Annotated in this window: 21 protein-coding genes; 15 read left to right on the top strand and 6 right to left on the bottom strand. The window is 72.5% G+C overall.

Annotated elements, in window-relative coordinates; genetic code table 11:
- Window positions 1–139: 139 nt before the first annotated feature.
- The 3 genes from sigE to H9L09_RS14355 are packed head-to-tail and all read left to right on the top strand — an operon-like array spanning window position 140 to window position 2837.
- Entirely contained in the window at window positions 140–766 is a 627-nt protein-coding gene (gene sigE / locus H9L09_RS14345; RefSeq protein ID WP_246456025.1) for an RNA polymerase sigma factor SigE, read from the top strand.
- Window positions 766–1353 carry a hypothetical protein gene (locus H9L09_RS14350; RefSeq protein WP_187577568.1) on the top strand — a complete coding sequence of 196 codons (588 nt, stop codon included), beginning with the start codon at window positions 766–768 and terminating at the stop codon, window positions 1351–1353. Before sigE ends, H9L09_RS14350 begins: the two co-directional genes overlap by 1 nt.
- Window positions 1354–1397: 44 nt before the next feature.
- On the top strand, window positions 1398–2837 hold the full coding sequence (locus H9L09_RS14355) for a S1C family serine protease (protein WP_187577569.1): 1440 nt from the start codon (window positions 1398–1400) through the stop codon (window positions 2835–2837).
- A gap of 36 nt (window positions 2838–2873) precedes the next feature.
- On the opposite strand, the gene H9L09_RS14360 is transcribed toward H9L09_RS14355, so the two are convergent.
- From H9L09_RS14360 to H9L09_RS14375, 4 genes are all read right to left on the bottom strand, one after another.
- On the bottom strand, window positions 2874–3203 hold the full coding sequence (locus H9L09_RS14360) for a sec-independent translocase (protein WP_187577570.1): 330 nt from the start codon (window positions 3201–3203) through the stop codon (window positions 2874–2876).
- Window positions 3204–3205: 2 nt separating this feature from the next.
- On the bottom strand, window positions 3206–4414 hold the full coding sequence (locus tag H9L09_RS14365) for an Mrp/NBP35 family ATP-binding protein (protein WP_246456026.1): 1209 nt from the start codon (window positions 4412–4414) through the stop codon (window positions 3206–3208).
- A 68-nt stretch (window positions 4415–4482) separates the two neighbouring features.
- Window positions 4483–5043, bottom strand: a complete 561-nt coding sequence (locus H9L09_RS14370; RefSeq protein WP_187577571.1) for a DUF1003 domain-containing protein — start codon at window positions 5041–5043, stop codon at window positions 4483–4485.
- Window positions 5044–5062: 19 nt separating this feature from the next.
- Window positions 5063–6355: a magnesium transporter gene (locus H9L09_RS14375; protein WP_187577572.1), complete on the bottom strand. Its 1293-nt coding sequence runs from the start codon at window positions 6353–6355 to the stop codon at window positions 5063–5065.
- 90 nt (window positions 6356–6445) lie between these two features.
- Between H9L09_RS14375 and H9L09_RS14380 the strand changes: the two genes are divergently transcribed.
- Window positions 6446–7345 carry a PhzF family phenazine biosynthesis protein gene (locus H9L09_RS14380; protein WP_187577573.1) on the top strand — a complete coding sequence of 300 codons (900 nt, stop codon included), beginning with the start codon at window positions 6446–6448 and terminating at the stop codon, window positions 7343–7345.
- On the opposite strand, the gene H9L09_RS14385 is transcribed toward H9L09_RS14380, so the two are convergent.
- Complete coding sequence (locus tag H9L09_RS14385) at window positions 7338–7892, bottom strand: hypothetical protein (RefSeq protein ID WP_223164056.1); 555 nt, start codon at window positions 7890–7892, stop codon at window positions 7338–7340. The genes H9L09_RS14380 and H9L09_RS14385 overlap by 8 nt on opposite strands.
- 220 nt (window positions 7893–8112) lie before the next feature.
- On the opposite strand from H9L09_RS14385, the gene H9L09_RS14390 reads away from it, so the two are divergent.
- From H9L09_RS14390 to H9L09_RS14410, 5 genes are all read left to right on the top strand, one after another.
- The gene (locus H9L09_RS14390) at window positions 8113–8985 is read left to right on the top strand and encodes a DMT family transporter (RefSeq protein WP_187577574.1); all 873 of its coding nucleotides are present in this window, start codon (window positions 8113–8115) and stop codon (window positions 8983–8985) included.
- A gap of 165 nt (window positions 8986–9150) precedes the next feature.
- Entirely contained in the window at window positions 9151–10128 is a 978-nt protein-coding gene (locus tag H9L09_RS14395) for an HpcH/HpaI aldolase/citrate lyase family protein (protein WP_187577575.1), read from the top strand.
- Window positions 10129–10180: 52 nt separating this feature from the next.
- Window positions 10181–10591: a hypothetical protein gene (locus H9L09_RS14400; RefSeq protein WP_187577576.1), complete on the top strand. Its 411-nt coding sequence runs from the start codon at window positions 10181–10183 to the stop codon at window positions 10589–10591.
- A 190-nt stretch (window positions 10592–10781) separates the two neighbouring features.
- On the top strand, window positions 10782–12104 hold the full coding sequence (locus H9L09_RS14405) for a phospholipase D-like domain-containing protein (protein ID WP_187577577.1): 1323 nt from the start codon (window positions 10782–10784) through the stop codon (window positions 12102–12104).
- A gap of 175 nt (window positions 12105–12279) precedes the next feature.
- Complete coding sequence (locus H9L09_RS14410) at window positions 12280–14463, top strand: cutinase family protein (RefSeq protein WP_187577578.1); 2184 nt, start codon at window positions 12280–12282, stop codon at window positions 14461–14463.
- Between the two features lie 11 nt (window positions 14464–14474).
- Here the strand turns inward: H9L09_RS14410 and H9L09_RS14415 are convergent, their stop codons facing one another.
- A complete protein-coding gene (locus H9L09_RS14415) occupies window positions 14475–15434 on the bottom strand; it encodes a glycosyltransferase family 2 protein (protein ID WP_187577579.1) in 960 nt (319 codons plus the stop codon).
- Window positions 15435–15519: 85 nt separating this feature from the next.
- Between H9L09_RS14415 and H9L09_RS14420 the strand changes: the two genes are divergently transcribed.
- The 6 genes from H9L09_RS14420 to H9L09_RS14445 all read left to right on the top strand — a co-directional run bounded on the left by H9L09_RS14420 (window position 15520) and on the right by H9L09_RS14445 (window position 22185).
- Window positions 15520–16614, top strand: a complete 1095-nt coding sequence (locus H9L09_RS14420) for an endonuclease/exonuclease/phosphatase family protein (RefSeq protein WP_187577580.1) — start codon at window positions 15520–15522, stop codon at window positions 16612–16614.
- A gap of 79 nt (window positions 16615–16693) precedes the next feature.
- The gene (locus tag H9L09_RS14425; RefSeq protein WP_187577581.1) at window positions 16694–18145 is read left to right on the top strand and encodes a class I SAM-dependent methyltransferase; all 1452 of its coding nucleotides are present in this window, start codon (window positions 16694–16696) and stop codon (window positions 18143–18145) included.
- 49 nt (window positions 18146–18194) lie between these two features.
- Window positions 18195–19520 carry a DUF6752 domain-containing protein gene (locus H9L09_RS22175; protein ID WP_246456028.1) on the top strand — a complete coding sequence of 442 codons (1326 nt, stop codon included), beginning with the start codon at window positions 18195–18197 and terminating at the stop codon, window positions 19518–19520.
- Window positions 19517–19744, top strand: coding sequence for a hypothetical protein (locus tag H9L09_RS14435; protein ID WP_187577582.1), 228 nt, complete (start codon window positions 19517–19519; stop codon window positions 19742–19744). The genes H9L09_RS22175 and H9L09_RS14435 overlap by 4 nt, the downstream gene beginning before the upstream one ends.
- A gap of 144 nt (window positions 19745–19888) precedes the next feature.
- Entirely contained in the window at window positions 19889–21085 is a 1197-nt protein-coding gene (locus H9L09_RS14440; RefSeq protein WP_187577583.1) for an acyl-CoA dehydrogenase family protein, read from the top strand.
- A 56-nt stretch (window positions 21086–21141) separates the two neighbouring features.
- Entirely contained in the window at window positions 21142–22185 is a 1044-nt protein-coding gene (locus H9L09_RS14445) for a DUF2332 domain-containing protein (RefSeq protein WP_187577584.1), read from the top strand.
- Window positions 22186–22432: the final 247 nt, after the last annotated feature.

The raw sequence follows: 22432 nt of genomic DNA on the forward strand, positions 1-22432 counted from the left end.
GAACATCGCCCCGCCGCCGTACGTTGACCTGGTGGAACCCAGCAGATTCCTGCCCGCTCCTCAGCACCCTCTCAGGCGCGGCCCCTACGTTCGAGGAGACACGAAGCGTCGGATGATGGCACGGGCCCGGGAGCACCTCATGAGCAGCACCTCGCAGAGCAGCAGCCCTTCCGACGCGCAGGGTGAGGCGGACGCGGGCTGGGCGGCTCCGTCGTGGGAGCAGATCGTCGCCGAGCACTCGGCGCGGGTCTACCGGCTCGCCTACCGGTTGACCGGCAACCGTCCCGACGCCGAGGACCTCACCCAGGAGGTCTTCGTCCGGGTCTTCCGCTCGCTGTCGTCCTACAGCCCCGGCACCTTCGAGGGCTGGCTGCACCGGATCACCACGAACCTGTTCCTCGACCAGGCCCGGCGCAAGGCACGGATCCGCTTCGACGCGCTCGCCGACGACGCCGACTCCCGCATCCCCAGCGTCGCCCCGACCCCTGACCGGAGCGTGCTGGACGGGCTCTTCGACGACGACGTCGAGGCCGCGCTGCGCGACCTCCCTCCCGACTTCCGGGCCGCGGTCGTGCTCTGCGACATCGAGGGGCTGAGCTACGAGGAGATCTCCGACGTGCTCGACCTCAAGCTCGGCACGGTCCGGTCCCGGATCCACCGCGGCCGCACGATGCTGCGCGCCGCCCTGGCGCACCGGGCTCCCGGCAGCGGGCGCTCGCGGTACGCCGGCCCGCTCGACCTGCCGTTGAGCCCGCAGGTCACGTGATGCGACTCGGAGGACACCTCGGCGCCACGGCGAGCGCGCTCGTCGACGGCCAGCTCGGCCCGGTCGAGGAGGAGCGCGCCTGGGTGCACGTGCACCGCTGCGCCCCCTGCCGCCGGCTCGTCGAGCACGAGGGCTGGACCAAGCGACAGCTGAGCTCGGTGGCCGGCGGTGAACCCTCCGCGCGGCTGCTCGGCTCCCTCTACGGCCTCGACGCGCGGCGCGAGGAGACCGCCGACGCCGCCGAGGTGCAGGCGTCCTGGGCCGCGGTGCACCGGCTCGAGGAGCACGCCCGCGGCCGCCGCCGGGTCGGGATCGCCGCGGTCGGCGTCGGCTCGGTGTCCGCGGCCGTCCTCGGGATGGCCACCCTCAGCGGCGCACCGCTCGGCATCGGCAACGCTCCGTCCGCGCCGCCGGCGACCTCGCTGACCCGGCCCTCGACGCCCTCGTCGTCGCCGGCCGGCTCCGCCACGAGCCGGCCGACCGGAAGTCCGCTTCCCGGGCCCGTGCTGCACCGCGACCCGGTGCCGCCGTGGGCGATGCCCCGGTCCGCCGGCGACCGCGCCGTCCCGGTCCTCGCCCCGCGCTGATCTCCCCTCGCCCGGGCGTTGGCACGGTGGGACACAATGGGCGGGTGAGCCAGTACGACGATCGCGACCCGGCCGAACCGGCACCGGACCGGCCGACCGGTGACGGGGCCGACCGGCCCCGCGACGTCGGGCAGCAGCCTGTCCCGCCGCCCCCCTCCGCGGACGAGGGGCACGAGGGGTGGCGCCGCCCCGAGCACACCGAGCCGCTGCCGGCGTACGGCGAGCCCACCGAGCCGCCCCCGTCGTACGACGAGCACACCGCCCCGCTGCCGGCGTACGGACCGGAGCACACCGCCCCGCTGCCGGCCCACGAGTGGACGCCTGGCCCCGACCCGCAGGGCTACCCGCCCTACGGCTACTACGCTGCCCCGCCGGCCGCGCCCCGCACCTCCGCCGCGCTTCCCGGCTGGCTGTGGCCGGTGGTCGCGGCGACCGCGCTCGTGGTCGGCCTGCTCGGCGGCACGCTGGGCGGGGTGGCGGTCTCGCGCTCGATGTCCGGCGGCACTGTCGACCTGCCGGTCATCGACGGCAGCCGCGGCACCAGCGCCCCGCTCGAGGCCGACAACGGCAGCATCTCGGCGGTCGCGTCCGCGCTGCTGCCCAGCACCGTGCAGATCCTCGCCCGCGGCGGCGCGGGCGGCGGTGGCGGTGCCACCGGATCGGGCTTCGTGCTCGACGCCGACGGCCACGTGATCACCAACAACCACGTCGTCGCGGACGCGACCGGACCCGGCGAGATCGAGGTCGTGGACCTCCGCGGGCGCACCTACGACGCCACCATCGTCGGGCGCAGCCCGGTCTACGACATCGCGGTCCTCGACGTGAAGGACGCCGAACGGCTCCGCCCCGCCGCCCTCGGCTCGTCCAAGGCGATGCGCGTGGGCGACTCGGTGGTGGCGATCGGCTCGCCCCTCGGGCTGAGCAGCACCGTGACCTCCGGCATCGTCAGCGCGCTCGACCGCCCGGTGACGACCGGCACCCAGGACGAGTCCTCCTACATCAACGCGGTGCAGACCGACGCCGCGATCAACCCCGGCAACTCCGGCGGCCCGCTGGTCAACATGCGCGGTCAGGTGGTCGGGGTCAACTCCGCGATCGCCACCACCGGTGGCTCCTTCGGCGGCGAGTCCGGCAACATCGGCGTCGGCTTCGCGATCCCGATGGAGCAGGTGCAGATCACCGCGTCGCAGATCCTCACCACCGGCGAGGCGAAGTACCCCGTCATCGGCGCCAACGTGAACATCGGCGGCCGCGGTGGCGACGGCGCCGAGGTCGTCGCGGTGCCCGCGGACACCCCCGCGGACGACGCCGGGCTCCGCAAGGGCGACGTCGTGGTCGCGGTCGAGGACACCCAGGTCACCGACGGGATCGGGCTGATCGTGGCGATCCGCAGCCACCAGCCCGGAGAGGTCGTGGTGCTGACCGTGCGCCGCGACGGCGAGGAGAAGCAGGTCCGGATCCGGCTGGACGCCAAGGTCGGCTGACCGGTTCGACCCCGGCGGACCCGCTCGACCCTCGGGTCAGGTCGCGTCGGAGTCGTACGGCGGCCGCTCGTCGCGCCGCAGGGGCCGCTGCCCCGGCCGGTCCGTGCGCTCCTCGGGCGTCTCGTCCCAGGTGTCCTGGATGTACTTGCGCACCGCGCGCCGCGGGTCGAGGTCGGTGAGCTCGAAGTTGGAGAACTCCGGGCCGAGCTCGCTGCGGATGTCGTCGCGGGCGGCCTGGGAGAACGCCCGGACCTGCCGGATCATCCGGCCGGCCTGGCGGGCGAAGTCCGGGAGCCGGTCCGGCCCGAAGATCAGCACGGCCACCACGACGATGACCACCATCTCGGGCAGGCCGACTCCGAACACGGCTACAACCTACCGGCCGGGCTGAGCCCGAGCTGCATTCCGGCCAGACCGCGGCCGCGGCCCGCGAGCTTGTCGGCGACCTCTCCGAGCACGCCCGCGGCCACCGAGCCGGGCGTGGCCGAGATGATCGGCCGGCCGACGTCCCCGCCGGAGCGGAGGTCGAGGTCCAGCGGGATCTCGCCGAGGACCGGCACGTCGTAGCCGAAGCGGGCCGACAGGGTGGCCGCCACGCGGGCGCCGCCGCCGCTGCCGAAGACCTCCAGCCGGTGCTCGGGGCCGCAGTGCGGGCAGGGCAGGAAGGACATGTTCTCCACGACGCCGACCACCCGCTGGTGCATCATCGAGGCCATGGTGCCGGCCCGCTCGGCCACCTCCGCGGCGGCCTCCTGGGGCGTGGTCACCACGACCACCTCGGCGTTCGGCAGGTGCTGGCCCAGGGAGATCGCGATGTCGCCGGTGCCGGGCGGCAGGTCGAGGAAGAGCACGTCGAGGTCGCCCCAGTAGACGTCGCTGAGCATCTGCACCAGGGCCCGGTCGAGCATCGGGCCGCGCCAGGCCACGACCTGGTCGCGGCGCGGCTTGAGCATCCCGATCGAGATCACCGAGAGCGCCCCGGTGGCGCTGCCGGCGGCCCCGCCGGTGCCTCCGGTGCTGGTCAGGCCGCCGACGTCCCCGGACCCGTCGCCCGAGCCGGCCACGCCGAGCGCCCCGAGCTCGACGGGCACCGGCATGATCATCTCCTCGACCTGGGTCGGGCGGACGTCGCCGACCCCGAGCATCGCGGGCACCGAGTGGCCGTAGATGTCGGCGTCCACGATGCCGACCTTGCGACCCTGCAGCGCCATCGCGACGGCCAGGTTCACCGTCACCGACGACTTGCCGACGCCGCCCTTGCCGCTGGCGATCGCGTAGACCTTGGTGAGCGAGTCCGGCCGGCCGAACGGGATCTCGCGCTGCGTCTGACCCCCACGCAGGGTCTCCTGCAGGCCGCTGCGCTGCTCGGGGCTCATCACGCCGAGCGTCAGGTCCACCCCGGTCACCCCGGGCACCTTGCCGACCGCGGCGGTCACGTCCCGGGTGATGGTGTCCTTGAGCGGGCAGCCCGACACCGTGAGCAGCACGTGCACCGCGACCATGCCCTGCGGGTCGATGTTCACGGAGTCGACCATGCCGAGCTCGGTGATGGGGCGCCGGATCTCCGGGTCGTTCACCGTCGCGAGCGCAGCCTGGATCTCTTCGAGCGCGGGGAAGTCATGTGTTCAGCGTACGCGGCGCCGGCTCAACGCCGGTCGCCACCGTCGTCGTCGCGACGAGCCTCGCTGCTCTCCCGGTCCCGGTCGCGGCGCTCCTCCAGCTCGCCGATCTCGCCGAGCAGGCTGCGCAGCTCCGAGCGGACGTAGTCGCGGGTGGCCACCTCGCCGAGCGCCATCCGCAGCGAGGCCATCTCGCGGGCGAGGAACTCCATGTCGGCGTGCGCCCGGGTGTTCGCCTGCCGGTCCTGCTCGGCGATGACGCGGTCCCGGTCCTCCTGCCGGTTCTGGGCGAGCAGGATCAGCGGAGCGGCGTACGACGCCTGCAGGCTGAGGATCAGCGTCAGGAAGATGAACGGGTAGGCGTCGAAGGGGAGCGTGCCGGGAGCCAGCCAGTTCCAGGCCAGCCAGACCAGCACGAACAGCGTCATGTAGAGCAGGAACCGGGCGGTGCCCATGAATCGGGCGAAGTTCTCCGCGAACCGCCCGAACCGGTCCTTGTCCAGCTCGCGCCGTCGACGCAGCAGCGGCCGGCGGGACTCCCGCGGCACGTCGAGGCGGGGGCCGCGGTGCTCCGAGCGCAGCTCCACGCGCCGCTCCGAGCCCGGCCTAGCCACGATCGGTCCTCAGCCCCACCCGGCCCAGCGGGCCGCCGGCGGTGCGGCTCGGCGTCTCGCGCCAGTTCTCCGGCAGCAGGTGGTCGAGCAGGTCGTCGACCGTGACCGCGCCGAGGAGCCGGTTGTCGTCGTCGACGACCGGCGCGGAGACCAGGTTGTACGTCGCCAGGTGGCGGGCCACCTCCTCGAGGGTGGCCTCCGGCCGCAGGCCCTCCACGTCGGTGTCGAGCGCCGCGCCGACCAGCGACGACGGCGGCTCACGGAGCAGCCGCTGGATGTGCGCGACGCCGATGAGTCGGCCGGTCGGCGGCTCCAGGGGCGGCCGGACGACGTACACCAGCGCCGCCAGCGACGGGCTCAGCTCGGCCTGCCGGACGTGGGCGAGCGCGTCGGCGATGGTGGCGTCCGGCGGCAGGATCACCGGCTCGGTGGTCATCATGCCGCCGGCGGTGCGCTCCTCGTAGGACATCAGCCGGCGTACGTCCTCGGCCTCCTCCGGGTCCATCAGCTGCAGCAGCTGCTCGGCGGTCTCCGGGGGCAGCTCGGCGATCAGGTCGGCCGCGTCGTCGGGGCTCATCTCCTCGAGCACGTCCGCGGCCCGCTCGTTGCCGAGGTTGCCGAGGATCTCGACCTGGTCCTCCTCGGGCAGCTCCTCGAGGACGTCGGCGAGCCGCTCGTCGTTCAGCGCGGCCGCGATCTCGCCGCGACGCTTGGCCGGCAGGTCGTGCAGCACGCTGGCCAGGTCGGCCGGCCGCATCTCGTCGAGGGCGGCGAGCAGGTGGGTGGTGCCCTGGCGTTCCTCGGGCACGGCGAACCCGTCGATGTCGCGCCACTCCACGACGTGGGTCTGGCCGCGGCGGCCGAAGCGCTTGGCGCCCTCCTGGAGCGCCACCCGGCTGATCACCCAGTCGCGGTTGCGGACCTGCTCCATAGCGACGTCGTAGACCGTGCCCGCGGCCCCCGTCTCGCGCACCGTGACCATGCGGTCGAGCATCTGCCCGAGGACCAGCGTCTCGGTGGGCCGCTGCTCGAAGCGACGCATGTTCACCAGCCCGGTGGTGATCACCTGGCCGGAGTCGACCGAGGTCACCCGGGTCATCGGCACGAAGATCGAACGGCGGCCGAAGACCTCGACGACCAGACCGAGCACCCGCGGCTGCAGCCCCCCGGGCCGGAGCACCGCGACCAGGTCGCGGATCTTGCCCACCTGGTCACCGGCCGGGTCGAAGACCGGCAGACCGGCGAGCCGGGCCGCGAAGACGGCGCGGGTAGAGGAGGTGCTCACAAGGCCCCAGGCTAGCGGTCGGTGCCGGTCCAGACCGGCATTGGCGGTGGCCCCGGGCTCCGGAGGACCCGCCGTGGTTGCATGTGCGCCATGCACCTGGCCTACGACGTCGTCGACGTGTTCACCGACCGGCCCTTCGCCGGCAACCAGCTCGCGGTGGTCCACGGGGCCGGCGGGCTGAGCACCGAGCAGTGCCTGGCGCTCACCCGGGAGTTCGGCTACTCCGAGTCCACCTTCCCGGTCCCGGGCGGGGCCGCGGACTACGCCACCCGGATCTTCACCCCCGAGGCCGAGATCCCGTTCGCCGGCCACCCGACCCTGGGGACCGCGTGGGTGCTCCGCGACCGGGGTGAGCTGGAAGCGGACGAGGCGGTCCAGCAGTGCGGCGCCGGGCCGGTCGGGGTGCGCTTCTGGGCGGACCGGGTGGAGCTGTCGGCGACGCCGCGGGACCTGGCCGGCCCGGTGGGACGCGAGCTGGCGGTCGAGCTGCTGGCCGACGTCGGGCTGGGCGCCGACGACCTCGACGGCGACGCCTGGGTGGCCGGCTGCGGGCTGACGTTCGTGCACCTGCCGGTGCGCGACGAGGCGCTGCGCCGGGCCCGGCCCTCGGCCTCCGGCTTCGAGCGGCACGTCGACCGGCTGTCCGCCCTGGGCGAGGTGCGGGACCTGCTCGACGCGGTCAACCTGTACGCCGTGGCGGGGGAGGCGCCGGGCCTGCAGGTGCACTCCCGGGTGTTCGTGCCGGGCGCCGGGGTGCCGGAGGACCCGGCGACCGGTTCGGCGGCGGCCGGCCTGGGGATGGCGCTGGTGGCCCGCGGGCTGCTCGGCGACGGTGGCCGGTACACGATCCGCCAGGGCGTCGAGATGGGCCGTCCCTCCACGTTGCACGGCCGGGTCGAGGCCGCCGACGGGCTCGCCACCCGCTGCCACGTGGCCGGGCAGGTGCGCCACGTCGCCCGCGGCGAGATCCTGGTGCCCGAGCTCAGCTGAGCTTCGGCCGCCGGCGTACCCGCCGGTGCAGCACCCGCGGCAGCGGGCCGCGGGTGGTGGCCGGCGTCGGCACCGGGGTGGCCAGGTGCGCGCCGTCGGTGAGCGCGCCCGGCTGCTCCACCAGCTCCCCGGTCGGCTCCAGCCGGGTCACCCGCGAGGTCCGCGCCCAGCCGGCCGGCGCGGTGGCGAGGTCCGGCACGTTCAGCCGGTCGGCGGCCAGGGCGGCGGTGACCGGCTGCCACCGCTCGTCGCCGGGGAGTACGGCGGTCGCCCGCGCGACCCAGGTCAGCAGCCGGCCGCCGTTGTCCTTGCTGCGCATCGTGACCTCGACCCGGCCCGGCTCGGGCAGCTCCTCGATTCCGGGCAGCTGCTGCTCGGCGCCGCCGGAGAGCACGTAGAGCGCGTCGTCGAACCACAGGTGCCAGGCGGCGTGGCTGGTCGGCGGGACGCCGTACCGCAGCCACGAGACGCCGGTCTTGCGGCCGAGCTCGGTGACCAGGGCCAGCGCGACCTGCTCCGGGGCCGGGCCGGCTGCGTCGGTGCTCACGGCACGAGCCTGCCACACCGCAGCGGCCCGGTGGCGCCGGATAGTCTCCCCCTCGACGTCGCCGACGTCCTCGAATCCCCTCAAGGTCACCAGGAGCCAGCACCGTGCCCGGCCGTCCCTTCCTCCCCGTGGGTCCGTCCCGGCGCACCCGCCCGGCCGAGCGGGTCCCGCGCGACCCGGCGACGAGACCGCGCTGAACCGGCTGCAGGTGCCGCTGCTGATGGCCGTGGCCGTCGTGGCGGTCTCGCTGTCCGGGCCGCTGATGGCGGCGAGCGCCGTGCCGGCCCTGGCGATCGCGTTCTGGCGCAACGGGTTCGCGACGATCGCGCTGGCGCCGGCCGCCCTGACCGGCCGGCGCTCCGAGCTGTCCGGGCTCGGCCGGCGACAGCTGGGTCTGATCGGGCTCTCCGGGGCTGCGCTGGCCCTGCACTTCGGGACCTGGGTGACCTCGCTGACGCTGACCTCGGTGGCCTCCGCGACCGCCCTGGTCTGCCTGCAACTGGCCTGGATCGTGGCCTGGCAGCTGGTCCGGGGGCAGCGGTTCGGGCCCCGGGTGGTGGTCGGGCTGGTGCTGGCGTTCAGCGGGGTGCTGGTGGTCTCGGGGGTCGACTTCAGCCTCTCGGCTCGGGCGCTCGCCGGCGACGGGCTGGCGCTGCTCGGCGGGCTGTTCGCCGGCGTCTACACGGTGCTCGGCTCGCAGGCGCGCCGCACGGCCAGCACGACGACGTACACCTTCGTCTGCTACGGCGTGTGCGCCGCGCTGCTGCTCGGGGCCTGCCTGGTCGCGGGGCAGCCGCTCGGTGGCTACCCGCTGCGTCAGTGGGGGCTGCTGCTGCTGGTGACGCTGACCGCCCAGCTGCTCGGACACTCGGTGCTCAACCACCTGCTGGCCACCACCAGCCCGATGGCGGTCTCGCTGGCGCTGCTCCTGGAGGTGCCCGGCGCCGCCCTGCTGGCAGCCCTGCTCCTGGGGCAGCGACCGCCGCCGGCCGCCCTGCTCGGCCTCGCCGTGATGCTGGTCGGGATGGTCCTGGTGGTCCTGGGCAACCGTGGCGGCGTCGCGGCGCCGCTGCTCGAGGCCCCGCCGGACTGAAGCGTCCGACGCCGGGCGGTCCCGAGGGAGCCGCTGCGCGTTCCCCGTCCCGACGGCGCGAACCCCGGCTGGGCGGGTGACGAATGCCACGGCTCGCGGGCCTGCCGCCCGGCGGCGGACCCGCAGTACGCTCCGGACGTTCTCGACCCGAAAGAGGTTCGCACCATGCCGTCCACCCCGAACGAGCCCGCCCAGCAGCGCGCCCGTCGCTCCTGCCACGCCGTGCCCGGCTCCAACCCGCGGTTCCTGGAGAAGGCACAGGGCCTGGAGTCGGACCAGGTCTTCCTCGACATCGAGGACTCGGTGGCCCCGCTCGCGAAGGCGGACGCTCGCAAGAACATCGTCGAGGTGCTCAACACCGGCGACTGGGGGCACCGGGTCCGCACGGTGCGGGTCAACGACTGGACGACCCAGTGGACCTACAAGGACGTGATCGAGGTCGTCGAGGGGGCCGGCGCGAACCTGGACTGCATCATGCTGCCCAAGGTGCAGACGCCGGAGCAGGTGGTCGCCCTCGACGTGCTGCTGACCCAGATCGAGACGACGATGGGCTACGAGGTCGGACGGATCGGCATCGAGGCCCAGATCGAGAACGCACTCGGCCTGATCAACGTCGACGCGATCGCGACCGCCTCGCCCCGCGTGGAGACGATCATCTTCGGCCCGGCCGACTTCATGGCCTCGATCAACATGAAGTCGCTGGTGGTGGGGGAGCAGCCGCCCGGGTACGACGTCGGCGACGCCTACCACTACATCCTGATGCGGATCCTGATGGCGGCCCGCGCCCACGACAAGCAGGCCATCGACGGCCCCTACCTGCAGATCAAGGACCTCGAGGGGTTCAAGCGGGTCGCCGGGCGGTCCGCGGCGCTCGGCTTCGACGGCAAGTGGACGCTGCACCCGGACCAGATCGCGGCCGCCAACGAGGTCTACTCGCCGCTGCAGTCCGACTACGACCACGCCGAGAACATCCTCGACGCCTACGAGTTCTACACCTCGGAGAAGGGCGGCGCGAAGGGTGCGGTCATGCTGGGCGACGAGATGATCGACGAGGCCTCGCGCAAGATGGCGCTCGTCATCTCCGCCAAGGGCCGGGCGGCCGGCATGAGCCGCGAGGACGTCTGGTCGCCGCCGTCGCTCTGACGACGCCGGCGGATTCCCGGCCGGTCCGCCCGCCGGGGGCTACGATCGGCTCATGGTCGGTCGATGGTTCGTGGTGCTGATTCTGTGCGGTCTCGCCGTGTCCGCGTGCGGGGAGGGGACGCCGACCGGGAGGACCGACGCGTCCTCCGCGTCCGCCACGGCGGCCGATCCGGCCGCGTCCTCAGCACCGGCCGAGCCGGCGGACAGCAACGACGATCTGGCGTCGCTGCCCGCCTGCGGGAAGGTCTGGGTCGCCGGCCAGACGATGCCTGGGCGCTACCTCGGCTGCGTCGTCGACGGCAAGTCGGTGAAGGCGCAGTCGCGTCTGTGCTCGTTCGGCAAGCGCCTCTACACCTACGACGACAGCTTCTGGGCGGTCCCGAAGGGTCGCATCGGCCAGGCGTCCGGTGCGCTTCTGGAGGACCCGGCGTACCGGCAGGTCCTCAACTCCTGCACCGGCTGAGTGGCCGGGGGGATCATCCGGCCGGCTGCGTTGATCGGGGATGCCGGTGCGGAATCCCCTGATATCGTTTTCGGCGCCGACCATGCTGAGAACGGGTCTCCCGTGGCAGGAAGCATCGGACGCGTCTCATCTCGGGGCTCTCGCCACTCGGGCGCGACACAAGAACACCATTTCGGGGGATAGGACACGCATGAAGCAGATCACGAGGCTGCTCGCAGCCACGGTCTCGGCTGTGCTGCTGGCAGGTGGGCTGACCGTGGTCCAGGCAGGCCCGGCCGCTGCGGCGCCGGACAACTACACGCCGCCCAGCGGCGCCAAGTTCAACGACCCGCTGAGTGACTCCAGGCGGGCGATCTACAACCACTTGATTCGCAGCATCCGGAGCGTGACCCGGGGCGAGGAGATCCGGATCGCCTCGTGGAACCTCAAGAGCGAGAACTTCGTCGACTCCCTGATCGCAGCGCATCGCCGCGGTGTCAGCGTCCAGGTGATCGTCTCGTCGGGCAACGCCAACGAGGAGAACCCCAACCCGGGGTTCTTCCGGCTCAAGCGGAACCTCAACCACGACGGCAGCCGGCCGGTGGAGCGTCGCAGCTGGGCGATGCTCTGCACGTCCTCGTGCCGCGGTGGCTCGGGTATCGCGCACACGAAGATGTACTTGTTCAGCAAGGTCGGCAACGCCAAGAACGTGGTGATGTTCGGCAGCGCGAACGCGACCGAGGTCGCGGCCACCGGCCAGTGGAACGATCTGTTCACGGTGAAGGGCAAGCGCGCCTTGTACGACCGTTCGGAGCAGATCTTCCGGGAGATGTCGCGCGACCGCCGGGCCAAGCAGCCCTACCAGACGTTCACCGTCGGCAAGTTCCAGGCGATCTGGTATCCCTACTGGTACGGAACCCGGACCTCCGGGGACCCCACCCTGACGGAGCTGCAGCACACCCGCTGCAAGGGCGCGACCGGGGCCGGCGCCGGGGGGCGGACGGTGGTCCGGATCGGCATGACGGCCTGGCTCAGCGCCTCCGGCGAGGACATCGCCAACCGGCTCAAGACGATGTGGAACCGAGGTTGTGACGTCAAGATCGTCTACGCGGTGATCGGCAACCGGATCCTCAAGATCCTGCGCGACCCCACCGGGCGCGGAGCGATCCCGATGCGTCAGATCGTCCAGGACTTCAACGGCGACGGCGTCTACGACCGCTATCTCCACATGAAGGTGCTCACCGTGAGTGGTGTCTGGCGTGGCGACACCAGTGCCAACGTGACCTGGAACGGTTCGTCGAACTGGACGCCGGTCAGCCTCAAGTCCGACGAGATGGGCATGAAGATCCAGGCCACCGGCGTACGCCGCCGCTACGCCAACTGGATCGAGCACCTGTTCAACAACCCTCCCTACAACCCCTACGCACGAAGCGTCAGCGGCCGTACGGCATCGCCGGGCTTCATCGACGAGGCGCCGCGTCCGGCCGACCTGGCCCCGGGCGTGAACCCCTACGCGAAGATCGAGTTCAACTAGCTCACGCGATCGTCAAGCCGACTCGCCGGTGGCGGTCGGGCGAAAGAGAGTATTTTCGCCCGATCCGCTGCCGGTGAGTCGTTTGTGAACTAACGTGCTCAAAGTGTCTGTTGGGACACCGGGTGTCTGCTGCGGGGCAGGGGCTCCCGCACCGCCGACGACTGGAGCCCGGACTGTGCGATCGACCGTCCTGCCCTTCGTGCTGCTGGCCCTGGCGGTCGGCGGGATCGCCGAGACGACCCCCGACGGCCCGCGAGCCGACGACCTCGTCGCCCGTCCGCAGCCGGTGGCCACCCCGGTGAGCACCCAGACGTTCGCGGACTGTGCCGACGTGCTGCTGCTCGCGGCAGGGGGTGGCGGCGAGCGGATCACCTCCACCAATCCCGTCGGTGCGACCGCGAGCGCCCTGGTGCGCCAGTACGCCGCCCGCGCCCGCGCCGGCGGCCGCAGCGTCGAGCGGCGGTACGTCGCCGTGGACGCCCCCGGCGTCGGCTCGCTCAAGCGCTCTGCGACCTTCCGCGGGACGGCCAGTGCGGCCGTCACCCGTGCGAGCGTCAACCTGTGGGCCCGGGGGGTCGATGCCGGAGTCGATGCCGCAGTTGCCTCGGTCACCGAGGCCGCCACCCACTGCCCCGACCAGCAGGTCGTGCTCGCCGGCTACTCCCAGGGCGCCATGGTCATGCACCGCACCCTCGGCCGTCTGGCCGCCTCCGCCGTGCTCGATCGGGTCGTCGGGGCGATGCTGGTCTCCGACGGGGACCGGATCTCCCGCACCCGAGGTCCGATCCTCGGCGCTCCGGCGGCCCCCCGCCGGGGCCAGGGCGTCAGCACCGCGCGTCGCGCCCCGGCCAACGCGCTGCCGACCAGCGGCGCCTCCTACCAGGTGTGGAACCTCTGCACCCGCGGCGACGTCGTCTGCGACCTGCGCGACAACCGGGTGGCCGAGGCGCTGGTGACGAGCCGGACCTACGACGACGCCTCTCGCCGACCCCAGCTGCGCGAGATCGCGCAGCTCGCCTGGGACCGTTCCACCGGGTGGCCGATCCCGGCTCCGCGGGTGGTCACGGTGTCCCGGATCGCGGGGGTACCGCTGAGCCAACAGCTGGCCGTGAACGTCCGCGACGGGCGTGAGCCCTACGTGCGCTGGACGGTGCTCGAGGGTCTGCCCGCCGGGCTCACCCTCAGCGAGACCGGTCTGCTCTCCGGCGCTGCGACCACCGCCGGCTCCTACCGGCTCCTCTACAGCGTCCGGGACGCGAGCCTGGCGGCGTACTCCCACCCCCAGCCGGGCGCCGTGGACCTCACCATCATCCCGGCGGCCCCGGCGCAGGTGCAGACCGGCGGTGGCCAGTCCTGCCAGGTCCGCGTGGACAGCAGCCTGTGGTGCTGGGGCGCGAACGCCTACGGCCAGCTCGGTGACGGCACCAGGACCCGGCGGCTGAACCCGACGAAGGTCGCCTCCGCCGGCTCCTGGGAGACGGTCTCGACCGGAGGATCGACCACCTGCGGGATCAAGAGCGACGCCACGCTGTGGTGCTGGGGCCTCAACTACAAGGGCCAGGTCGGCGACGGCACGCGCGACAACCGGATGTATCCGCAGAAGATCGCCGGTGGCTACGCCAGCGTGAGCACCAACTACTTCCACAGCTGCGGCATCAAGACCACCGGAGCGCTGTTCTGCTGGGGCGCGAACGCCAACGGCCAGCTCGGCGACGGCACCACCGACACCCGTGGCCGTCCCCGCCGGGTGGGCGACGCCGTGGACTGGGTGTCGGTCACCACCGGGGGTACCCACACCTGTGGCGTCCGCCGCGACGGAAGCGCCTGGTGCTGGGGCGCCAACGACTTCGGGCAGCTCGGTGACGGCACCCGGAGCCGCCGCCTGACCCCGATGCGGGTCGGCACAGCGCAGGACTGGGTGCAGCTGAGCAGTGCCTGGTTGCACACCTGCGGGGTGACCACCGGCGGTGAGGTCCGTTGCTGGGGCGACAACCGGGAGGGGCAGCTCGGCGACGGCACCACCCTCCTGCGGACCACTCCGACCCCGGTCGTCTCCGACGAGACCTTCGTCGACGTGGCCACCGGTCAGCAGCACTCCTGTGCGGTGGGCGCGGATCGGACCGCGTGGTGCTGGGGGGCCAACAACTACGGCCAGCTGGGCAACGGCTCAGTGACAGATGCTGCGTCGCCGCAGATGGTCGCCGGCGAGCAGGACTTCGCCCAGGTGTCGGCGTCCTGGTTGCACACCTGCGCCATCCGCGCCGACGGGCGCAGCGCCTGCTGGGGTGCCAACGAGAGCGCGCAGCTCGGCACCGGCGACCTCGTGGACCAGCCGTCGCCGGTGGGGGTCATCCAGTGACCGCCCGAACCTCAGACCAGGCCGAAGAACCGCTCCGGGATCCGCACCAGCGGCATCTCCCGCATCGTGGCGTCCTGGGCCCGACGGATCGCGCGGTAGAGCCCCTTCTGCTTGTGGACGATCACGGCGTCGAGATCGACCTGCCCGGGATCGAACTCCGGCACGCTGCCCGGGGGAACCGGGGCGACCACCTCGTCGAGGATGCTGACCAGCTCGTCGGCACCGCGTCCCCAGTTCGACGCAGCCGCCCGGCCGTCGAGGTCGACGACGCCGCGGCGCAGCCCCGCCATCACCCGCAAGGTTTCCCGGTCGTGGAACTTCAGGTGCATCAGGTAGAGCTCGGGGTCGATCCGGAACGGGGCCAGGACCCCGTGGGACGCGGCCGCCCAGGGCGCCGCAACCTGCTTGATCGACGGCTTGCACATGATCGGCGTGAACTTGGCGAAGCGTCGCTGCCCCAGCACCGGCCGGCTGGTGTCGATGGGCCCCTCCACCGCGGGGTGGTGGGTGACGTTGAGGCCGGTGGCGCCGATCACCAGCGTGTCCTCCCGGCTTCGCAGGAACGACACCAGACCGTCGTGCCGCGCCGGGTCCGGCACCAGGAACTCGTCGACGTCGGTGAAGATCACCCAATCGTAGGTGTGCAGCAGTCCGTCGGCGATGCCGCTCATCAGCCCCACACGGTCCCGCTCGAAGGTCCCGCGGCCGCTGAACCCGGGAATCCGGTGCACGGTGCACGGAAGCCCGTCGGTCGAGCCGTCGGTGGAGTTGTCGTCGAAGACGATCAGGTTGTCCAGACCGACTTGACGACCGTAGTAGTCCAGCCAGCGGGGCAGCATGAGCGCCTCGTCACGGGCCACGGTCAGCACCGCGACCGCCGGTTCCGCACGCCCGGACGGGGCGCGGCCGTGCCGTTTCGCCAGTCGCGGCCGGTTGGCGGCGCCCTGCTCTTCTGCTCCCGGGTTGCTCACGCGGTGAAGGCTACCGAGGGAGGGTCGCACCATGCCCCATGAGGTTCGTCGTACATGGGCGAAGCTGTCGCGTTATAGTCCAGCGGTGCAGATGACGACCCGGGGTTGGAAGGCGCTCGCTGTTGCCGGCGTCGTCACTCTTTCCTCGGTGGGCGTCGGTCTCGCCCCGGCGTGGGTGGGACAGCCGGACCCGGTCCTGGTCCCGGTGGCCTTCCCGGCCTCAGAGGACCGCGCCGTGGTCGTCGACCACCCGGCCCGTGCCGCCGCGCTGTCCGAGGCGCGGACCACCCAGCGGCTCGCCGCGGTGCGCGCCAGCCGGTTGGCCGAGCGCCAGGCCGCCAAGAAGGCCGCCGAGCTCGCGGCGAACGCCAAGGCGAACGCGAAGCGGATCGCGGCGCGCGAGGCCGCCGCGGTCGAGGCCGCCGCCGAGACGGCCCGGGCAGAGGCTCCTTACGACTTCGTGCTCAGCGCGTTCAACATTCTCGGCAGCAACCACACCGCGCCCGGTGGTGACGCGTCCGGGTTCGCCCCCGGCCGGGTCCGCACCGAATGGGCCGTCGACCTCATCGCCCAGCACGGCAGCTCCATCGTGGGATGGTCGGAGATCCAGAGCGACCAGCTCTCCGCGGTGATGCGCTCCACCGGCGGCCAGTTCGAGGCGTGGCCCGGTTTCACGCTCGGCGCCAAGGGCGTCCCGGCCTCGATGATGTGGCGAACGAGCGAGTGGCGGGCGATCACGAAGAAGACCGTCGACATCCCGTTCGTCGGTCAGACCCGTCCGATGCCCTACGTCGAGCTGGAGAACGTCGCGACCGGCCGGCGGATCTGGGTGATGAGCGTGCACAACGCTCCCAACGACCGCTCCGCCGAGCGCAACGTCGCCGAGAGCCGCGAGCTCGCGATCGTCCGCGACCTGGTGAAGACCGGGCTGCCCGTGTTCTTCCTCGGTGACATGAACGAGAAGGCGGAGATCTTCTGCGAGGTCACCGGCACCACCAGCCTCGTGTCCGCCTCCGGAGGGTCCAACGACGGCACCTGCCGGCCGCCGAGCGGCATGCGGGTCGACTGGATCTTCGGCAGCCGCAACGCCCAGTTCAGCGAGTACCGCGCCGACCGGAGCCCGGCGGTCGCCCGGGTGACCGACCACGCCGTCATCGTGACGAGGGTGACGGTCCCCTGATCGTCGTCGACAGCCAGGGAGTTCGGCTGCGTCGGGCTCTGGAGGAGTCGTGCGACGTCTACTTCGACGACCATCTCGTGTGGTCGTTCTCGCCCCCGAACGGGGTCGCGACGCGGCCGGTGAGCGGCTGGTGCCCTGGCCCAAGGCGATGCGCTCCTGGCTGAGCGGCCCGTCACGGGTGCGGATCCAGGCCGGTGACCGGGTGGTGTTCGAGGAGGAGATCGTCTTCGGCGCCGGCGAGCGCGTGCGGTTCGTCGACAAGCAGGGCATCCCGATCATGATCGACAAGTGGGGGCTGATCCAGCGGCCCTTCACCGGCCGCGGCAGCCGGGTCGTCGAGGAGATGGTGGAGCGCACCGAGGAGATCCTGCACGTCATCTCCACCGAGTGCGGAGTGGACGCCTGGATCGCCTTCGGCACCCTGCTCGGCGCCGCCCGCGACGGCAAGGTGATCGGGCACGACTCCGACATCGACCTCGCCTACCTCAGCCACGCCGAGACCCCCAGCGCCGTCGCGCTGGAGATGTTCGCGATGGCGCGCGCGCTGCGTCGGGCCGGCATGCGGGTCCTGAACAAGTCCGGCGCCTTCATCACGGTGATGTTCCCGGTCGCGGACGGCGGCACCGGCAGCATCGACTTGTACGCCTGCTTCTACGTCGGTGACCTGCTTCACGAGACCGCGACGGTCCGGGCACGGGTGCCGCGCAGTGCGATCGAACCCCTGGGTGAGCTGGAGTTCGAGGGCCGGATGCTGCCCGCACCCGCGGATCCCGCCCGGATGCTCGAGGTCTCCTACGGCCCGTCGTGGGCAGTGCCCGACCCGTCGTTCCAGCACCGGCCCGGCCCCGAGGTGAACCGTCGCTTCGCCCCGTGGTTCGGCTCGGTGATGCGGCAGCGTCGCGAGTGGGAGCGCTTCCACCGCAACACCGAGGAGACGACGGCCGAGACGGCCTCGGAGTTCGCGCACTGGGTGGCCGACCGGTTGGATCCCGGGGTCCACGTCGTCGACCTCGGCGCCGGCTCGGGCTCCGACGCCCTCTGCCTGGCGGAGGGCGGCTGGTCGGTGACCGGCCTCGACTACGCCCGCGGCGCCTTCCGGCACGCCCAGGCCGCCCGCCGGACCAGCTCCGCGGCCGTCGACCTGCGCGCGATGAACCTCTACGACCTGCGGGACGCGCTGACCATGGCCGCCTCGGTGGTGCACGAGCACCCAGGACCGAGGGCCCTCTACAGCCGCGACCTCCTCGACGCGCTCGAGTCCGACACCGTCGAGGTCTTCTGGCGGGTCGCCGACATGGTGCTGCGCGGTGAAGGTCGGGCCTTCCTGGAGTGCGGGACGAGGCCGGGTCCGGAGACCGCCGAGCCGGTGCCCGGAGGCAGGCGGCGCCCCGTGCCGTTGGCCGAGGTCGAGCGGGCGGTGCGCGAGCATGGCGGCCGGGTCGACGAGGTCGAGCACCTGCGGGTCGACCCCGGGCCCGGTGTTCCGGCCGGAGCGCCCGCGTGGAGGATGGCTGTGTCGTGGTCACGCTGACCACCCCCAGCATCGGTGCCCAGCCGAGACGAGCCCGGGAGGGACGAGGATGACCGAGCGTGTCTACCTGCACGTGGGGGCCCCGAAGTCGGGCACGACGTACCTGCAGCGGGTGCTCGAGGCGAACCGGGACACGCTGACCGCGGCGGGCGTGCTGGTCGCTGGGGAGACGCACCTGCAGCTGGTGCATGCCGGCATGGTGGTCCGAGAAGACCCGCGCCTCGACGACCTGCCCCCTCGGGCGCGACAGTCCTGGGCGCGGCTGGTCGAGCAGGTCCGTGGCTGGCACGGCCCGGTGGCGGTGGTCAGCTACGAGCTGTTCGCGGGCGCGTCTGCGGACCAGGTCGCGACCGCGCTCGCGGACCTCGCCGGGCTCGAGGTGCACGTGGTGATCACCGCCCGTGACTTCGCCCAGGCGCTGCCCTCGGCGTGGCAGGAGCGGCTGAAGTTCGCGCTCACCACCACGTTGGAGGACTGGAGCCCGCGCCCCGAGGAGGACGGCCCCCGCGCCGAGTGGGGTTGGCGGACGATGGACCCTGCGGGGGTGGCCGCCCGGTGGGGCCGCGACCTGTCCGCCGAGCACGTGCACGTGGTCACCGTGCCGCGGGCCGCCGACGGCCCGGACGAGCTCTGGCACCGCTTCGCCGCCGCGTGCCGCCTGGACGTGCCGGGGCTGGACCTGCGGGTCGAGCGCGCCAACGAGTCGCTGGGGCTGGTCGCCGCCGAGCTGCTGCGGCGGGTCAACGAGCAGGTGACGGCACCGATCACCGGCAACCGGGAGCAGGCGCGCTGGCTGCGCGACACCCTCGCCCACGGGGTGCTGGCCGGGCTCGACCGCGAGCCGATCGGCCTGACCGACGCGCAGTTCGAGGACGCGGTCGTCCGCAGCGAGGCCTGCATCGATACCCTGCGGTCCAGCTCCTACGACCTCCGAGGCGACCTGGAGGACCTGCGTGCGGTCCGTCCGGAAGGCCGGACGCCGCGCGAGGTGGCCGATGCGGAGGTGGCTGCGCTGGCGGCGCGGGCGCTGGTCGGTCTGCTCGTGCTGATGCGCGAGCGCACCGTCGAGGGCGAGGGGTCGGCCCCGGACGCGCCGGCAGCCGCCGTACCCCCGTCGACGGCGAGAGGGCGGGTCAAGGGCATTGCCAAGACCCTGCTGCAGGGGTCGGGCGCCCGGGTCCTGTCGCGGGAGAACCAGCGGCTCCAGGATCGTGTCGCCGTGCTGGAGCAGACGCTGCAGGAGCGCCGACGCACCCAGCTTCGGGTCGCCGAGCTCACCGACCTGGTGACCGAGCTGCTGCTGCCTGTCTCCGGTCGTGACGAGGCGGCGATGCGCTCCGCGCTCGAGGAGTACCGCAAGGTGTCCTCGTCGTGATCGGCGAGGTACGCCGCCGGGTGAGCTCGGTCTCCGGGATCGGCGAGGTGCGGGAGCTGCGCCGGCGGGTGGAGTCGCTTGAGGACGCGGTCGCCGAGGAGGCGGTCCTCGACGAGCTGCTCGGCCGTCAGGTCGACGAGCTCGGTGCTGTGGTCGTCGCACTGGCCGAGCGCGCAAGCTCCCGCTCAGGACCGCCGTACGACGGTGCGCCGGCGCGGCTGTGAGAAAGACCGCACACCGCCAGACCGCTTTGTGGCGCCCGCCACAGCACACGCTGCCCCGGCCGCGCCATACTCGCCCCAGCCACCGGATACTCATCGGTAGGTAAGTCGTCGAGCGCCACCACCACACCGGGAAGGACGTGCCGCATGGCCCGCCTCTGCGAGACCGAGGGTCTCACCGACATCCAGGAAGAGATCCTCAAGACCGTCCGCGCGTTCGTCGACGAGAAGATCCTCCCGGTCGCCACGGAGCTCGAGCACCGCGACGAGTACCCGACCGAGATCGTCGAGGGGCTCAAGGAGCTCGGCCTGTTCGGGCTGATGATCCCCGAGGAGTACGGCGGCCTGGGGGAGTCGCTGCTGACCTACGCCCTCGCCGTGGAGGAGATCGCCCGCGGCTGGATGAGCGTGTCCGGCATCGTCAACACCCACTTCATCGTCGCCTACATGCTGCTCCAGCACGGCACCGAGGAGCAGAAGCAGAAGTACCTACCGCGGATGGCCACCGGCGAGGTCCGCGGAGCGTTCTCGATGTCCGAGCCGGGCTGCGGCTCGGACGTGTCGGCGATCAAGACCAAGGCCAGGCGCGGCGACGACGGTGACTACACCATCGACGGCCAGAAGATGTGGCTGACCAACGGCGGCTCGGCCAACCTGGTCGCGGTGCTGGTCAAGACCGACGAGGGCGCCGACTCGGTCTACCGGAACATGACCACCTTCCTGGTCGAGAAGGAGTCCGGCTTCGGGGAGACCGCGCAAGGTGTCACCGTGCCGGGCAAGATCGAGAAGATGGGCTACAAGGGGGTCGACACCACCGAGCTGATCTTCGAGGGCCACCGGATCGCGGCCGACCAGATCCTCGGCGGCCAGCCTGGCAAGGGCTTCTACCAGATGATGGACGGGGTCGAGGTGGGCCGCGTGAACGTCGCGGCCCGCGGGTGCGGCGTCGCCCACCGGGCCTTCGAGCTCGGCGTCGCCTACGCCCAGCAGCGGGAGACCTTCGGCAAGAAGATCGCCGAGCACCAGGCCGTGCTGTTCCGGCTGGCCGAGATGGGAACCAAGGTCGAGGCCGCCCACCAGATGATGGTCAAGGCCGCCCGCACCAAGGACTCCGGTCAACGCAACGACCTCGAGGCCGGGATGGCGAAGTACCTCGCCAGCGAGTACTGCTCGCAGGTCGTCGAGGACTCCTTCCGGATCCACGGCGGCTACGGCTTCTCCAAGGAGTACGAGATCGAGCGGCTCTACCGCGAGGCGCCGATGCTGCTGATCGGCGAGGGCACGGCCGACATCCAGCGGATGATCATCGGCAGGCGGCTCCTCGAGGACTACAAGCTGCGGTGAGGCGCACCGGCGCGCACCGGCCCGCGACGGCCCGGGGTGCGTGAGAGGCTGCGGACATGCGGATCGTGGAGGCGTTTCGTCGTCAGGCAGAGGCCTGCTCGAACCTCGGCTCACCCATGTACGCCGAGCTGCTGGACCGGCTGGTGGCCGACCTGGAGGCCGGCGGGCCGTCCGCGACGGTGCTCGCCGGGCACGAGCACGATCCGGGACCGTCCGCGCTCGGGCTGCGGCTGCTCGGCAGCGTGCACCGGCTGGTCCTCGAGCGCCGGGCCGGTGAGCTGGCCACGTTCTACCCCTCGGTCGGCGGCACCTGGGAGCCCGAGGGTGGCTGGGTCGCCTTCCGGGACCTGCTCGACCGGCAGCCGGACGCGGTGCGGGAGTGGCTCGACCGGCCACCGCAGACCAACGAGGTCGGCCGGGCCGCCGCACTCGTCGGCGGCCTCCTGCACCTCGAGGACCCGTTCCGGTTGCCGGTGCGGTTGTTCGAGATCGGGGCGTCCGGCGGGCTGAACCTGCTGGCCGACCGGTTCGCCTACGTCGACGAGTCCGGCGCCGTCCACGGCGACCCTGCCTCGCCCGTGCTGCTGGAGAACGCCTGGCGCGGACGGGCGTTGCGGCCCTGGCCGGCGCTCGGGTTCGTCGAGCGCGCCGGCTGCGACGTGATGCCGGTGGACCCGCGCACCACCGAGGGACGCACCACGCTGACGGCGTACGTCTGGCCCGACCAGACCGCCCGCTTCGAGCGCCTGCGCGGCGCGCTGGCGCTGGCGGCCGAGCACCCCTACGAGGTCCGGAGGCAGAGCGCCGTCGACCTCGTCGCAGGGCTGGAGCTCCGGCCCGGCACCACCACCGTGCTGTGGCACAGCGTGATGTGGCAGTACCTCTCCTCGCCGGAGCAGGACGCCGTGTCGGACCGGGTCGCCGCCCTCGGCGCGCAGGCCACCGACGAGGCGCCGTTCGTGCACCTGTTCCTCGAGCCGACCCGGCGCACCCCGGACAGCGCGCACGACTTCCTGGTGGTGCTCCAGACCTGGCCGACAGGGGAGCAGCGCTTCCTCGGTGACTCCGTGGGCCACGGGCTGCCCACCACCTGGGACTAAACCTCTCGACCACCAGGGGCCGCCGTGACAGGGTGGCACCACCCCCGCGACGGCGCCGGGGACTCGACGCTGGAGATGGCACCCATGACGCAGAAGCAAGGCTCCGACAACGGGGCGGGCAACGACGACATCAAGGCCAAGATGCGCGAGGCGCTCGACCGCAAGCAGGCCCACGACCACCCGAGGACGGCGCCGGCTCCCGGTCCAAGGCCCACGGGCCCGAGGTTGTCGGCGGGGCGCCGAAGAT

It is taken from the genome of Nocardioides mesophilus (assembly GCF_014395785.1).
Taxonomy (GTDB): domain Bacteria; phylum Actinomycetota; class Actinomycetes; order Propionibacteriales; family Nocardioidaceae; genus Nocardioides_B; species Nocardioides_B mesophilus.